This window comes from Mesorhizobium sp. M8A.F.Ca.ET.202.01.1.1 (assembly GCF_004791595.1).
Classification (GTDB): Bacteria; Pseudomonadota; Alphaproteobacteria; order Rhizobiales; family Rhizobiaceae; genus Mesorhizobium.
Genome location: NZ_SRUN01000013.1, coordinates 212,049 through 226,870, shown reverse-complemented (window position 1 = coordinate 226,870; position 14,822 = coordinate 212,049). Strand labels below are relative to the sequence as shown.

Annotated in this window: 13 protein-coding genes and 1 riboswitch; of the genes, 6 read left to right on the top strand and 7 right to left on the bottom strand. The window is 63.0% G+C overall.

The window, feature by feature from the left end:
* Positions 1-73: 73 nt before the first annotated feature.
* The 3 genes from mmsA to araD1 all read left to right on the top strand — a co-directional run bounded on the left by mmsA (position 74) and on the right by araD1 (position 4,085).
* A complete protein-coding gene (gene mmsA, locus EN845_RS26235; protein ID WP_127870781.1) occupies positions 74-1,606 on the top strand; it encodes a multiple monosaccharide ABC transporter ATP-binding protein in 1,533 nt (510 codons plus the stop codon).
* Complete coding sequence (gene mmsB / locus EN845_RS26230) at positions 1,603-2,889, top strand: multiple monosaccharide ABC transporter permease (RefSeq protein WP_127870780.1); 1,287 nt, start codon at positions 1,603-1,605, stop codon at positions 2,887-2,889. Before mmsA ends, mmsB begins: the two co-directional genes overlap by 4 nt.
* A 203-nt stretch (positions 2,890-3,092) precedes the next feature.
* Positions 3,093-4,085: an AraD1 family protein gene (araD1, locus tag EN845_RS26225; protein WP_127275617.1), complete on the top strand. Its 993-nt coding sequence runs from the start codon at positions 3,093-3,095 to the stop codon at positions 4,083-4,085.
* 51 nt (positions 4,086-4,136) lie between these two features.
* Here the strand turns inward: araD1 and EN845_RS26220 are convergent, their stop codons facing one another.
* Positions 4,137-5,231, bottom strand: a complete 1,095-nt coding sequence (locus tag EN845_RS26220; RefSeq protein WP_127870779.1) for a 2'-deoxycytidine 5'-triphosphate deaminase — start codon at positions 5,229-5,231, stop codon at positions 4,137-4,139.
* Between the two features lie 140 nt (positions 5,232-5,371).
* A riboswitch (SAM riboswitch) is annotated at positions 5,372-5,449 on the top strand.
* A 56-nt stretch (positions 5,450-5,505) separates the two neighbouring features.
* Between EN845_RS26220 and EN845_RS26215 the strand changes: the two genes are divergently transcribed.
* Positions 5,506-6,696: an O-succinylhomoserine sulfhydrylase gene (locus tag EN845_RS26215; RefSeq protein ID WP_127870778.1), complete on the top strand. Its 1,191-nt coding sequence runs from the start codon at positions 5,506-5,508 to the stop codon at positions 6,694-6,696.
* A 27-nt stretch (positions 6,697-6,723) separates the two neighbouring features.
* Here EN845_RS26215 and EN845_RS26210 read toward each other — a convergent pair whose 3' ends face one another.
* On the bottom strand, positions 6,724-7,875 hold the full coding sequence (locus EN845_RS26210) for a ceramide glucosyltransferase (RefSeq protein ID WP_127870777.1): 1,152 nt from the start codon (positions 7,873-7,875) through the stop codon (positions 6,724-6,726).
* Between the two features lie 220 nt (positions 7,876-8,095).
* On the opposite strand from EN845_RS26210, the gene apaG reads away from it, so the two are divergent.
* Positions 8,096-8,488 carry a Co2+/Mg2+ efflux protein ApaG gene (gene apaG / locus EN845_RS26205; protein ID WP_027146773.1) on the top strand — a complete coding sequence of 131 codons (393 nt, stop codon included), beginning with the start codon at positions 8,096-8,098 and terminating at the stop codon, positions 8,486-8,488.
* Between the two features lie 235 nt (positions 8,489-8,723).
* Here the strand turns inward: apaG and EN845_RS26200 are convergent, their stop codons facing one another.
* From EN845_RS26200 to EN845_RS26190, 3 genes are all read right to left on the bottom strand, one after another.
* Positions 8,724-9,755 (bottom strand): Hsp33 family molecular chaperone, encoded by a 1,032-nt coding sequence (locus tag EN845_RS26200; protein ID WP_127870776.1) that lies wholly within the window; start codon positions 9,753-9,755, stop codon positions 8,724-8,726.
* Positions 9,756-9,884: 129 nt separating this feature from the next.
* Positions 9,885-10,796, bottom strand: coding sequence for an ornithine carbamoyltransferase (gene argF, locus EN845_RS26195; RefSeq protein WP_127275612.1), 912 nt, complete (start codon positions 10,794-10,796; stop codon positions 9,885-9,887).
* Positions 10,797-10,812: 16 nt separating this feature from the next.
* Positions 10,813-12,012 carry an aspartate aminotransferase family protein gene (locus EN845_RS26190; RefSeq protein WP_127275611.1) on the bottom strand — a complete coding sequence of 400 codons (1,200 nt, stop codon included), beginning with the start codon at positions 12,010-12,012 and terminating at the stop codon, positions 10,813-10,815.
* Positions 12,013-12,368: 356 nt separating this feature from the next.
* Here EN845_RS26190 and EN845_RS26185 point away from each other — a divergent pair, with 356 nt between their 5' ends.
* Positions 12,369-12,887: a GcrA family cell cycle regulator gene (locus EN845_RS26185; protein WP_127275610.1), complete on the top strand. Its 519-nt coding sequence runs from the start codon at positions 12,369-12,371 to the stop codon at positions 12,885-12,887.
* Between the two features lie 68 nt (positions 12,888-12,955).
* Here EN845_RS26185 and EN845_RS26180 read toward each other — a convergent pair whose 3' ends face one another.
* Positions 12,956-13,963 (bottom strand): magnesium and cobalt transport protein CorA, encoded by a 1,008-nt coding sequence (locus EN845_RS26180; RefSeq protein ID WP_127870775.1) that lies wholly within the window; start codon positions 13,961-13,963, stop codon positions 12,956-12,958.
* Between the two features lie 93 nt (positions 13,964-14,056).
* A complete protein-coding gene (phoU, locus tag EN845_RS26175) occupies positions 14,057-14,782 on the bottom strand; it encodes a phosphate signaling complex protein PhoU (RefSeq protein WP_127275608.1) in 726 nt (241 codons plus the stop codon).
* Between the last annotated feature and the right edge of the window lie 40 nt (positions 14,783-14,822).

Here is a 14,822-nt window from a genome sequence, read left to right as displayed (position 1 = left end):
CCAGGAAAAGTGCGCGGCGGTTTTCCGTCAGGAATTGCGTAAAAACAAGAAAGTCTAGGAGGAGCTTGCCCTGATGACCTCGACGATTTTGGAGATGCGCGACATCACCAAGACGTTCCCCGGCGTGAAGGCGCTGTCGAACGTCAACCTCAGCGTGGAGGAAGGTGAGATCCACGCCGTTGTCGGCGAGAACGGCGCCGGCAAGTCGACGCTGATGAAGGTGCTGTCGGGCGTCTATCCCTCCGGCACCTATGACGGCCAGATCATTTTTCAGGGCCAGGAATGCCAATTCAAGGGCATCCATGACAGCGAACACAAGGGCATCGTCATCATCCACCAGGAGCTTGCGCTGGTGCCGATGCTGTCGATCGCCGAAAACATCTTCCTCGGCAACGAGCACGCCACATACGGCGTCATCGACTGGAACGCCAACGAGGCGCGCACCAGCGCCCTGTTGAAGAAGGTGGGCCTCAAGGAGGACCCAAAGACCCTGATCACCAATATCGGCGTCGGCAAGCAGCAGTTGGTCGAGATCGCCAAGGCGCTGAGCAAGGAAGTCAAGCTGCTGATCCTCGACGAGCCGACCGCATCGCTCAGCGAAAAGGACAGCCAGGCGCTGCTCGACCTGCTGCTCGAATTCAAGCGGCAAGGCATGACCTCGATCCTGATCTCGCACAAGCTCAACGAGGTGAACCGGGTCGCCGACAAGGTTACCGTGATCCGCGACGGGCGTACCATCGAGACGCTGGCCAAGAAGGATATTTCGGAGGACCGCATCATCACCTCCATGGTCGGCCGCTCGCTCGACGACCGCTATCCGCCGCGCGAGCCTGACATCGGCGAGGTCGTGTTCGAAGTGAAGAACTGGTCGGTCTATCACCCGATCCATGCCGAGCGGCAGGTGATCAAGGGCATCGACCTCAACGTGCGCAAGGGCGAGGTGGTCGGCATTGCCGGGCTGATGGGCGCCGGCCGCACCGAATTCGCCATGAGCCTGTTCGGCCGCTCCTATGGGCGCCGCATCACCGGCGAAGTGCTGCTCAAGGGCAAGGCGGTCGACGTCTCCTCGGTGAGCAAGGCGGTCCAACACGGGATCGCCTATGTGACCGAGGACCGCAAGACCTACGGTCTCAACCTCATCGATCATATCAAGCACAACATAACGCTGGCCAATCTGGGCGGCGTCTCGCGCCACAGTGTGATCGACGACATGCGCGAGCTCGCCGTTGCCAACGACTATCGAAAGAAAACCAACATCCGTGCATCGAGCGTCTATCAGATGACCGGCAATCTTTCGGGCGGCAACCAGCAGAAGGTGGTGTTGTCGAAATGGCTGTTCGCCGACCCGGAAGTTCTGATCCTCGACGAGCCGACGCGCGGCATCGATGTCGGCGCCAAGTACGAAATCTACACGATCATCGCGCGCCTCGCCGCTGAAGGTAAGGCGATCCTGGTCATCTCGTCGGAAATGCCGGAATTGCTCGGCATCACCGACCGAATCTATGTCATGAACGAAGGGCGCATCGTGGGCGAAATGCCCGCGGCGGACGCGAGCCAGGAAAAAATAATGCGGGCCATCGTTCGTGGAGAAGGAAAAGCAGCATGAGCACCGACAGCGCCCCCGCCCCGCAAGGCAACATCGCCGAAGAACAACGTCCACGCATCGCCGTCTCGGCGCTGACGACGAACCTGCGCGAATATGGTCTGATTATCGCGCTGATCGTCATCATGCTGTTCTTCCAGTTCACCACGTCGGGAACGCTGTTCAAGCCAGTCAACCTCAGCAACCTGGTGCAGCAGAACTCGTTCATCATCGTGATGGCGCTGGGCATGCTGCTGGTCATCGTTTCCGGCTATATCGACCTCAGCGTCGGATCGGTCGCCGGTTTCATCGGCGCGCTGGCGGCGAACATGATGGTCATCTGGCAGCTCGGACCGCTCAGCAATCCGCTGGTGGTCTCGATCGTCTGCCTGATCGTGGGCGGCCTGATCGGCGCGGCGCAAGGCTATTGGATCGCCTATCACCGGATACCGAGCTTCATCGTGACGCTGGCGGGCATGCTGATCTTCCGCGGCATCTGCCAGGCGTTGCTGGGCGGCGGCTCCTCGGTGGGTCCGCTTCCGGACGGCTTCAAGGCACTCAGCTCCGGCTTCATCCCTGATGTGATCGGCCCGCTGACGCTGGTTGCGCCGACGGTGAACGCGGCCGGCAAGACCATTTTGGGCAGCGGCCTGACGCTGCACATGACGACGGTCGTGCTGGGGCTGATCGCCGTGCTGGCCTATGCCTATTTCGGGGTGAGGACACGGCGCAAGCGCGAGCGCCACGGCTATGAGGCCGAGCCCTTCCCCCTGTTCGTCATCAAGACGCTGGTTGCCAGCGCGCTGGCGCTGTTCCTGGTCTATGAATTCGCCAGCTACAGGGGCCTGCCGGTAGTGCTGCTCGTCATGGGCGTGCTGATCTCGCTGTTCGTCTTCGTTACCAAGCGCATGACCATCGGCCGCCGCATCTACGCGATGGGCGGCAACCCCAAGGCAGCACAATTGTCGGGCATCAACACCGAGCGGCTGACGCTTCTGGTGTTCATCAATATGGGCGTGCTGTCGGCGCTCGGCGGCCTGATCATCGCCGCGCGTCTCGGCCAGGCCGTGCCGGCCGCGGGCCTCGGCAGCGAGCTCGACGTGATCGCGGCCGTCTTCATCGGCGGCGCCTCGGCGATGGGCGGCGTCGGCCAGGTGATCGGCGCGGTGGTCGGCGGCTTCATCATGGGCGTGATGAACAACGGCATGTCGATCATGGGCGTCAACGTCGACTGGCAGCAGGTAGTCAAGGGACTGGTGTTGCTCGGAGCCGTCATCTTCGACGTCTACAACAAGAACAAGGCTTAAGGGCTGGAGGCGAGGACTAGGAGGCATACGGGTTCTAGATCGCGAAGCTGCCGGCAGCCCGTCGGCACCAAGAAGTCCGGGGAAGGACCAGGCTCGCGAACGCAATCCGGACGAAGCGTTTCAACCGTGGCGCGTTTCCGCGCCGCGCCGGTCGGGATTTTGCCGATGGCAGCCCGACACGGAAAAATGAGAGAGGACTGATCATGCTGATCTCGCAGATTCTCGACGATGCCGAGACGATCCGTGTCGTTGCCCGCAGCGGCGGGAAGACCCGGATCATCAACGGCGCGCGCAGCGTCTATTCGCTGGCGATGGAGGCCGCCCGCACCGGTGTCGGCCTGGCCGCCCTGATCGAACGCAAGGGACTTGGCGAGACGGTCGATCTCGACGCCGCCTACAAGAGAGGACGGCTCCTGTCGCCGATCAATCACCCCGACCCGGCGCATCTGCACCTGACCGGCACGGGGCTGACGCATCTCGGGTCGGCCGCGACGCGCGATTCCATGCACAAGAAGCTCAGCACCGACGGCGAGGAGCAGCTCACCGATTCGATGAAGATGTTCCGCATGGGGCTGGAAGGCGGCAAACCCGCCAAAGGCCAGGTCGGCGTACAGCCGGAATGGTTCTACAAGGGCAACGGCACCATGGCGGTCGCGCCTGGCGCGGCGCTGATGTCGCCGGCCTTTGCCAAGGATGCCGGCGAAGAACCCGAGGTCGCCGGGATCTATGTCATCGGCGACGATGGCGCGCCGTTCCGCGTCGGCTTCACGCTGTCGAACGAATTCTCGGACCATGTGACCGAGCGCGTGAACTATCTCTTCCTCGCCCACTCCAAGCTGCGCAATGCCTCGTTCGGGCCGGAAATCCTGATCGGAGACCTGCCTTCGGACATCCGCGGCACGTCGCGCATCCTGCGAGACGGCAAGACATTGTGGGAGAAGCCGTTCCTGTCGGGCGAAACGAACATGTCGCACACCATCGCCAATCTCGAACACCACCACTTCAAATATTCGGCCTTCCGCCAGCCGGGCGACGTGCATGTGCATATGTTCGGCACCGCGACGCTATCCTTCGCCGACGGCATCAACACGGAAGCAGGCGACGTGTTCGAGATCGAGGCAGGGGATTTCGGCCTGCCGCTGCGCAACCCGCTGGAAATCGAAAAGCCGGTGAAGGTGGCGGTGAAGGCGCTGTAAAAGCCACGGGGGCGTCATCCCCCTCTCGTGGGGAGATCGGCAGCTTCGACCTTAGCGCACCGCGCGGAAATGCTTTGAGAGCTTGAGGCCTTGCGCCTGGTAGTTCGAGCCCAGGTCGGTGCCGTAAAGCGCCCGCGGCCGCTTCAGCATGTGCTCGTAGACCAGCCGGCCGACGATCTGGCCATGGTCGAGGATGAACGGGACTTCGTGGCTGCGCACTTCGAGCACCGCCCGGCTGCCGGTGCCGCCGGACGCCGAATGGCCGAACCCCGGATCGAAAAAGCCGGCATAGTGGACACGGAACTCGCCGACCAGCGGATCGAAGGGCGTCATCTCGGCGGCGTAGAGCGGCGGCACATGCACCGCCTCCTGGCTGACGAGGATGTAGAACTCGTCGGGATCGAGCACCAGTTCGCCGGCGCCGCTCTTGTGGATCGGCTCCCAGAAATCGACGACGTCCTGTGCGGCACGCTTGTCGACATCGACGAGGCCGGTGTGGTGCTTGCCGCGATAGCCGACCAGCCCATCCTTGTCGCCATTGAGATCGATCGACAGCGCGATGCCGCCGCCGGAAATGTTCGGCGGATCGGTGGCGACCAGCATTTCGGCGTTGTGCAATTCATGCAGTTCGGCTTCCGATAGCAGTGCGTTGCCTGTACGGAAGCGGATCTGCGACAGGCGCGAACCGGTGCGCACGACGATCGGAAAAGTGCGCGGACTGACCTCGAGATAGAGCGGGCCGTGATAGCCGGCGGCGATCTTGTCGAACTCGTGGCCGCGATCGGTCATGACGCGGGTGAAGATGTCGAGCCGCCCGGTCGAGCTCTTCGGATTGGCCGAAGCCGAAATGCCAGCCGGCAGGGCCAGACTTTCGAGCAGCGGCACGATATAGACGCAGCCGGTTTCGAGAACCGCGCCTTCGGTCAGATTAATCTCGTGGAGTTGCAGCCGATCGAGCTTTTCCGAGACCTTGTGGTTGGGGCCGGGCAGGAACGAGGCGCGCACCCGCCAGGCCTTTTTCCCCAATCTGAGATCAAGGCTCGCCGGCTGGATCTGATCGGCATCGAGCGCGCGCGGCGACTTCAGCGCGCCGGACTTGAACAGCGCCGAAATGTCCTGATCAGGAAGAATGCCTGTCTGCCGCAAAGTCTGGCTCCGCCCAAGACTGGTCTCTTTTGGTGCAGGTTCTTGCCGCAAAACCACCGGGCACTTTTGCGGAACCTGCCTTGGTACAAACCTCTTAATGAAGCCGGCAATTGACGCAAGCGTGGCGCGGGTCTAAAGGGTCGTTATCCCGTGGTGATTTGGCCGGTCGGCTTGCAGCCACGTTAAACAAGTCGCTAAAGGACCGTCGGGCCGCAAGGCCGTATGGACCGGTTGCGACTTTCGCGGCCGGTTTTTTTGTGTCTGGAACAAAGCGATGAGCACCAAGAAGCGCAACTGGAAACCTCAGACGGCACTCGTGCATGGCGGAACCCTGCGTTCCCAATTCGGCGAAACCGCCGAGGCGATGTACCTGACCCAGGGCTATGTCTATAAAACCGCCCAGGCGGCGGAAGCCCGCTTCAAGGGCGAAGAGCCTGGCTTCATCTATTCGCGTTACGCCAACCCGACCGTCGACATGTTCGAAAAGCGCATGTGCGCTCTCGAAGGCGCCGAGGACGCGCGCGCCACGGCGTCGGGCATGGCGGCGGTGACCGCGGCCCTTCTGTGCAGCGTCAAGGCCGGCGATCATATCATTGCGGCGCGCGCGCTGTTCGGCTCCTGTCGCTGGGTGGTCGAGACGCTGGCGCCGCGCTATGGCATCGAGGCGACCTTGGTCGACGGCACCGATATCGCCAATTGGGAAAAGGCGGTCAGGCCGAACACCAAGCTGTTCTTCCTGGAAAGCCCGACCAATCCGACGCTGGAAGTCGTCGACATATCAGCCGTCGCCTCGCTTGCCAATTCGATCGGCGCGCGGCTTGTCGTCGACAATGTCTTCGCCACGCCGCTGCAGCAGAAGCCGTTGCAGCTTGGTGCGCACATCGTCGTCTACTCGGCCACCAAGCATATTGACGGCCAGGGCCGTTGCCTCGGCGGCGTCATCCTGTCGGACAAGAAGTGGATCGACGAAAACCTGCACGACTATTTCCGCCACACCGGCCCCAGCCTGTCGCCGTTCAATGCCTGGACCTTGCTGAAGGGGCTCGAAACGCTGCCGCTGCGCGTGCGCCAGCAGACGGAAAGCGCCGGCAGGATCGCCGACTTCCTGGCCGAGCAGCCGCAGATCGCCCGCGTCATCTATCCCGGCCGCGCCGACCATCCGCAGGCCGCCATCGTCAAGAAGCAGATGTCGGGCGGCTCGACGCTGATCTGCCTCGACGTCAAGGGCGGCAAGCCGGCGGCCTTCGCGCTGCAGAACGCCCTCGACATCGTGCTGATCTCGAACAATCTCGGCGATGCCAAGAGCCTGATCACCCATCCGGCGACGACGACGCACAAGAACCTGAGCGACGAGGCCCGCGCCGAACTCGGCATCGGGCCAGGGACGCTCAGGCTGTCGGTCGGCCTGGAGGACGCCGACGACCTGCTGGAAGACATCGCGCAGGCGCTGAAGACCGCCAAATAGGCTGTTTGGGAGCGTCGGTCGCGGCGATCAGGCGCGCGACGGCGTCTCCTCCAGTTCGGCCGCCTTGGTGCGGATGGTCATTACGTTGCCGCGCCAGTCGACGGCGCCGCCGAGCCAGCCGCGCGCCCAGAGGGTTGGGAGCATCACGTCCCGCGCAATCATGGCCGCGACCATGCGCGGCGACAGGTACCAGCCCTTGGACAAGGCCAGTGCGCACTCCGGAAGGTAGAAGGCCGCCAACACGGCAATCGCGGTTGCCCAGAGGCTGATGCCGGCGCTCGCCGCAGCAACCAGGGCAAGCGCGAGAGGCACCGCCGCGCCGGTCAGGATTTCGGGCGCGAAGAACAGCGGGAAGGTGACGCGGCGCAGGCGCGCCCAGCGGGCCTGACGCGACCAGATCTCGCCAAGCGTGCGCTGGCCGAGCGGCTGCTCGAAGGGCGCGGCAACGAGATTGACGCGCAAGCCGAGGCCGTTCACCAGCTTGGTGGCGGCAGCGTCCTCGGCGATCTCGGCGGCCAGCGCCCGAATGCCGCCATTGGCATCCAGCATCGGCTTGTTCCACAGCATGCTCTTGCCCTGGGCAAAGCCGAGGCCGAGCGCCTCGCCGGCATACTGCCAGCGGGCCTGCAATGTGTTAAGGAAGGCGCATTCGACATCGGCCCAGAAACCCTCGGGCCGCGAGCCGATCGGCGTCGAGCAGACAAGGCCGGTGTCGGGCCGCCATGCCGCCATCATGTGCTCGACATAGTTCCTCGGCATCAGGACGTTGGAATCGGCAAGGATGACCCAGTTGTGGCGTGCCGCTTCCCAACCCTTGACGCAATTGTTGAGCTTTGGATTGGCGCTGACGCGGTCGTCACCGATCAGCAGCCGGGCCGGCACCTTGGGAAACCGGGCAATCGCCCTGTTTATCAGTTTGACCACCGGATCGTCGGGATGGGCGACGCAGAAGATCAGTTCGTAGCGTGGCCAGTCGAGGGCGAAGGCGCGTTCCAGCGTCTCATGCGTGAACGGCTCGACGCCCCGCGACGGGACGACGATCGAGACCGGTTGCGGCTTGCCGGCTGGCGGGGCGATCGTGTTGCGCCGTTTCAGCTGTGAAGCGGCGAGCGAAATGCTGGCGGCGTTTGAAAGGATGAGTGCGGTCGAAAGCGAGGCGGCTATGAAGGTGAGTTCCATCGAGATCTGGTCACTCCGGAAAGGCGGCCGGCATCGTGGCCGTTTTCAACAGTTCGACAGAGCGCCGAGTCGCCCGGTTCGTGCACACCACCATTGTCGTGTGTCACTTAAATGACATTCTTTGCCGGCACCTGCGGTTCAAGGTCAGCCGCGACAAGACGCGCACGTTGACCTGCTCACCGGGAGCGCTGAAAGTCATCGGGTTGTTTTGGAGCCGCTCATGTACCGCGCCGTGACGCGCAACATCGAAGTGCAGGTCAGGCCGTTCTATCTCGAGGACCGTTCGGATCCCTCGGAGAACCGCTATGTCTGGGGCTATCAGATAACGATCGACAACCAGTCGGACGAGTTCGTGCAGTTGTTGTCGCGCTATTGGCACATCACCGATGGCGCCGGCCGGGTCGAGGAAGTGCGCGGGCCGGGCGTTGTCGGCGACCAGCCGGAACTCAATCCCGGCGACAGCTATCAATACACGTCCGGCTGCCCGCTCTCGACACCGTCCGGGATCATGGTCGGACGCTACACGATGCGCAACAAGCGCGGCGAGACCTTCGACATCGCCATCCCCGCCTTCTCGCTCGATCTGCCGGGGACAAGGCGCACGGTGAATTAGCGTCTTTTCTCCCGTCACTATACGGGGGAGTTGAGGAATGGTCCGCGAAGCGGACGAAAAGCCAATTGCTTGGCTTTTCGAGTGACGACCGTCCGGCAGGACAATGAGGGCAGCGCCGAGCTTGCGAGAATTTCTTCAGATAGAGCCAAGGAGCTCCTGTACTAACGCTGGCGCTGCCCCTCATCCGCCTGCCGGCACCTTCTCCCCGTATAGTGACGGGGAGAAGGGACTAGCTTTACTGAGCCGCAAACTCGGCCGGATCGAAGTCGTACTGGGTCGAGCAGAACTCGCAGGCGACGTGGATGCCGCCATCCTCGGTGCTGTCCTTGATCTCCTGCGCGGAGAAGCCTTCGAGGATATCGCGGATCTTGTCCCTGGAGCACGAGCACTGGTCGGTGACCGGGACGCCGCCGAAGACGCGCACGCCATGCTCGTGGAACAAGCGATAGAGCAGCCGCTCGGCGCCGATGGTCGGGTCGATCAGCTCGGTCGGCTCGATGGTGCCCAGCAAGGCGAGGAGTTCCTGCCAGGAATTATCGGCCGGATCGTGGACTTCCTCGCGCGGATCGCCATCGCCACCCGGCAGGTCCGGGACGCGCATGCGCTCGGGCGATTGCGGCAGGAACTGCGCCAGTATGCCGCCGGCGCGCCACTGCTCGCGCGCACCGCCGATACCGGGCGTCAGCAGCTTGGCGACCGAGAGCCTGATATCCGTCGGGATCTGTTCCGACTGGCGGAAATAGGTGCGCGCCGCGTCTTCCAGCGTTTCGCCGTCGAGCTGGACGATGCCCTGATAGCGCTGCGTATGGGCGCCCTGATCGATGGTCAGCGCCAGCACGCCGCTGCCAAGCAGCGTTTGCTGCGAGGTCTCGCCGGCCGCGACCAGCGCTTCGAGCCGATCCGCGTCGAAACGCGCATAGGCGCGCAGCGCCGAGGGCGTGGAAAAGTCCGCGACCAGCATGTCGACAGGCCCGTCGGTACCGGTCTGCAGGATGAACTTGCCTTCGAACTTGAGCGAGGTGCCGAGCAGCACCGTCAGCACACAGGCTTCCGCCAGCAGGCGGGCGACCGGCTCGGGATAGTCGTGGCGGCCAAGGATGGCGTCGAGCATCGGCCCGAGCTGCACCGTGCGGCCACGCACGTCGAGCGGACCGACTTCGAAGGGAACGACGTGATCGTCGCCGGCGTAGCCGAACTCGCCGAGTTTGGGGTGATGTTCAGTCACTTGATGGCTTTCCAACATGACAAAGCTCCAGGGCGCGGCCATGCGGCCCTGGTGGGCACATGCGTCCAAACGCGCTTGATTTGCGTGATGCGGCGCAGATAGGCATCGCGCCCCCGCAGATCAAGCGCCTGGGCATTTCAGGCGCCAAGACATATCAAGCAACAAGACACATCAAGCACCGAGACACCAGGCAAGCACGGCCTTCTGGGCGTGCAGCCGGTTTTCGGCCTCGTCGAAGACCACCGAATGCGGTCCGTCGATGACCTCGTCGGTCACCTCCTCACCGCGATGGGCCGGCAGGCAATGCATGAACAGGGCGTCGGGCTTTGCCTTGGCCATCAGCGCCGCGTTGACCTGATAGGGCGAGAAGACATTGTGGCCGCGGGCACGGTGTTCCTGGCCCATCGACACCCAGCAGTCGGTGACGATGCAGTCGGCCTGGTCGACGGCTTCTTCGGGCGAGCGGGTGAAATGCAGCTTGCCGCCATGCGCCTTGGACCAGTCGACATGCTTCTGCGCCGGTTCGCTGCCTTCGGGTACGGCGACGTTGAGATTGAAGCGGAACCGTGCCGAGGCCTCGAGCAGCGAGTGTAGCACGTTGTTGCCGTCGCCGGTCCAGGCAATGGTCTTGCCGGCCACCGGACCGCGATGCTCCTCGAAAGTCATGATGTCGGCCATCAGCTGGCAGGGGTGGGTGTCGTCGGTCAGCCCGTTGATCACCGGAACGGTGGCATTCTCGGTCAACTCTAGCAGCCGCTCGTGCGAGGTGGTGCGGATCATGATGGCGTCGACATAGCGCGACAGCACCTTGGCGGTGTCGGCGATGGTCTCGGAGCGGCCGAGCTGCATCTCGGTGCCGGTCAACATGATGGTCTCGCCGCCAAGCTGGCGCATGCCGACGTCGAAAGAAACGCGCGTGCGCGTCGACGGTTTGTCGAAGATCATGGCCAGCACCTTGCCTTCGAGCGGCTTGGTCCGCTCGCCGGCCCTGAGACGCGCCTTTCGCGTCACCGCATCATCCAGCATGAAGCGCAAATCGCCTTCGGAAACGGTGGAAAGATCGGTGAAATGGCGAACTGACATCAGGAATGGTTCCGGATTACTTCGCGGCGGCGGAGGCAATGGCCTCCGACAGGCCCTTGGCGCCGGCGCGGATGCGGCCGAGCGCTTCGTGAATCTCGGCATCGGTGACGGTCAGCGGCGGCAGCAGGCGAATGACGTTGTCGCCGGCCGGAACCGCCAGCAAATGCTGGTCGCGCAGCGCCATGTTCACCTTGCCGTTGGGCATCGCGCATTTGAGGCCGAGCATCAGCCCGGTGCCCCTGATATCCTCCATCACCTCGGGGAATTCGTCGGCTACCGACGCAAGCCCCTGCTTCATCAGCAGCGCCTTGCGCTGGACATCCTCGAGAAATCCATCTTCCAGCACGACGTCGAGGACGGCGTTGCCGACCGCCATTGCCAGCGGATTGCCGCCGAACGTGGTGCCGTGCACGCCGGCGGTCATGCCGACGGCCGCTTCATCGGTGGCAAGGCAGGCGCCCATCGGGAAGCCGCCGCCAATGCCCTTGGCGATTGCCATGATGTCGGGCGTCACACCCGACCACTCATGCGCGAACAGCTTGCCGGTACGGCCAATGCCGCACTGAACCTCATCGTAGATCAACAACAGGCCGTGCTGCTCGCAGAGCTGCCGCAGACGCTTCAACGACTGTGTCGGTACCGGGCGGATGCCGCCCTCGCCCTGCACCGGCTCGATCAGGATCGCGGCGGTCTCGGGCGTGATCGCTTTTTCAGCGGCGTCGATGTCGTCGAAGCCGACCTGATCGAAGCCTTCGACCTTGGGTCCGAAGCCCTCGAGATATTTGTACTGGCCGCCGGCCGCGATGGTCGCCAGCGTGCGGCCATGGAAGGCGCCTTCGAAGGTGATGATGCGGAAGCGCTCGGGATGTCCCTTGACGAAGTGGTAGCGCCGCGCCGTCTTGATCGCGCATTCCAGCGCCTCGGCGCCGGAATTGGTGAAGAACACCTTGTCGGCGAAGGTGGCATCAGCCAATCGTTCGCCAAGCCGGCTCTGCCCCGGGATCTCATAGAGATTGGAGACGTGCCAGAGCTTCGCCGCCTGTTCGGTAAGGGCCGCGACCAGATGAGGATGGCCGTGGCCAAGCGAATTGACAGCTATGCCGCCGGCGAAATCGAGATATCGCTCGCCCTTGTCGGTAACCAGCCAGGTGCCTTCCCCATGGTCGAAGGCCAGGGGTGCGCGAGCAAAGGTCTCGTAAAGCGCCGAACCGCTCATTATATGCGTCTCCGGTACCGGAAAATCAAAAAAGCCGCCAAAGCGGCGGCCTTCTGTGGCTTATCGTGTTTTTCGGTCATGAAGTCAACGAAAACGTCGCGTAGTGGCGCGCGGCAAGCCCCCTGACGCGACGCCGGCTCATGAGCGACCGGGCAAGTTGGGGAAAACCGAAAAAACCGATTCGTGTTGCACTTGGGACTCTTGTCACCGAGTCAGCGCATAGAGTAGTTGTAGTCGAGAAATAACTAGATTTCGTGCGGCGGACCTAATCACCAGATATATGTGGTGTCTGCCCCAGCAGTGGTGCTGGGTCGGGAAAGGATTCTGATTGCCGCACGCTTATGAGGAGCGCGGTCATGAACTGGACTGACGAGCGGGTAGAACTCTTGAGAAAACTGTGGTCGGAGGGTCTGAGCGCAAGCCAGATTGCCGCTCAGCTTGGAGGGGTCAGCCGCAACGCGGTCATCGGTAAGGTGCACCGGCTGAAACTGTCGGGCCGCGGCCGTGCGACGGCGACGCCGGCACGCCAGAAGAAGGCATCGCAAGGATCGACCGTCCAGAAGTCGGTGGCACGCGCCGCGACCACGGCACGTCATGTCACGACTTCGATCGGCGCGACGGCCCTTCAGACGCAATTCGACGCCGAACCTGTAGCAAGACACTACATTCGCCCGGTCGAGAACGTCGTGGTACCGATCTCACGGCATCTGCAGCTCGTCGAACTGACCGAGCGCACCTGCAAATGGCCGAACGGTGATCCGCTTTCGGAGGACTTCAATTTCTGCGGCAACGAAGCCGCCGAGACCGGTCCCTACTGCAAGTACCATGCCCGCGTGGCGTTCCAGCCAGCGGCGGAGCGGCGCAGGAACCGATAGGGAATAGCCACTGATTGAGCTTCCGCGAGGGGGCAATGCAGTCTTTCCCCTATTCGCTATTTGCTCTTTCACAGCCAGCCGTTCTTCCTGAACCGCCAATACAGGAAGCAGCAGATCAGCGCGATGGTGGCCAGCACCATCGGGTAGCCATATTCCATCTTCAGCTCGGGCATGTCGGTAAAGTTCATGCCGTAGATACCGGCGAATGCGGTTGGCACCGCCAGGATGGCCGCCCACGAGGCGAGTTTCTTGGAGATCGCCGTTTCCTGGCTCTGGCCGACCAGGAGACTGGCCTCGAAGGCGAAGGCCAGCACCTCGCGCAGACTGTCGATTTTCTCCTGGACGGTGCGGATGTGATCCGTCACGTCGCGGAACAGCGGGTGCATGGCCGAATGGATCTGCGGCAGCTCGGCGCTGGTCAGCCGGCGGCAGACTTCCACCAGGGGCAATGCCGCATTGCGCAGGCGCAAGAGGTCGCGGCGCAGCATGTAAAGCCGTTCGATATCGGGGCCGGTCATCGGCTTCAGCAGGACCTTGTCCTCGATCGCCTCGACCTCGTCCTCGATCTGCTCGAGCACGGGCATGTAGTTGTCGACGATGAAGTCGAGAATGGCGTAAAGGACGAAATCCTCGCCCTTGGCCAGCGAGTGCGGGCAGCTTTCCCAGTGCTGGCGCACGGCGGCATAGGATGTCGACGGGCCGTGCCTGACGCTGACGATGTAGCCTGAGCCGACAAACAGATGAGTCTCGCCGAAGGTGACGCGCCCGTCGATCAGCTGCGCCGTGCGGGCGACGATGAACAGCGCATCGCCATATTGCTCGATCTTTGGCCGCTGGTGCGGATGCTCGGCATCCTCGATCGCCAGCTCATGCAGATGAAACTGTGCCTGGACGCGCAGCAGAAGTTCACGGTCGGGTTCAAGCAGCCCGATCCAGACGACGTGTCCCGATTTCTTGGCCCAATCGCCGGCTTCCTCGATTGGAATATCGGCGATGCGGCGCCCGGCGGTATAGACACCGCAGGCAATGATGCCCGATGTCGGCGGCGAGGGCTTGAACTCCCGGACATATTCCATCGCGGCCTCCGAAAGCGTTGCCTTCCCCAGGGAACCAAGCTTATCTCGGGGTAGTTTAGCGCAATATGATCAAGCGTTCGAGAGGACGTGCGTTCACTTCACCGGCAGCGCCGCGGGGAGGCCGATCTTGTCCGTCTTGTCGCTTTTCGGCCGATCGGGCGGCATCTGGTCGCCGGTGACGATGTAGTAGATGGTCTCGGCGATGTTGGTGGCATGATCGCCGATACGCTCGATGTTCTTGGCGCAGAACAGCAGATGCGTACAGGGCGTGATGTTGCGCGGATCTTCCATCATGTAGGTCAGCAATTCGCGAAACAGCGACGTGTACATGGCATCGATCTGGTCGTCTCGGTCGCGCACGAAGCCGATCTTGTCGACCGAACGCGACGCATAGACGTCGAGAACTTCCTTCAGCTGGGTCAGCGCCAGGTTGGCCAGAGCCTCCAGGCCGCGGAAAAGGCTGGTCGGCTGACGGCCGTCGATGACGGCGACCACCCGCTTGGCGACGTTCTTACCGAGGTCGCCGACCCGCTCGAGGTCGGCCGAAATGCGGATGGCGCCGACGATCTCGCGCAGGTCCGTCGCCATCGGCTGGCGCTTGGCGATGATGATGATCGCCTTGTCGTCGATCTCACGCTGCCCCTCATCCAGCACGAGGTCATCGCGAATGACCTTCTGGGCCAATCCCGGATCGGCATTGACCAAGGCGGCGACCGCCTGCTCGACCATGCGCTCGGCATGGCCGCCCATGGCGGCGATGCGCTTGGAGAGATATTTCAGTTCCTCGTCAAAGGCGCTCATTGTGTGAACGGACTGCATGGACGAAATGCCTTCCCACGGGGTGTCTTGATTTTGAGTC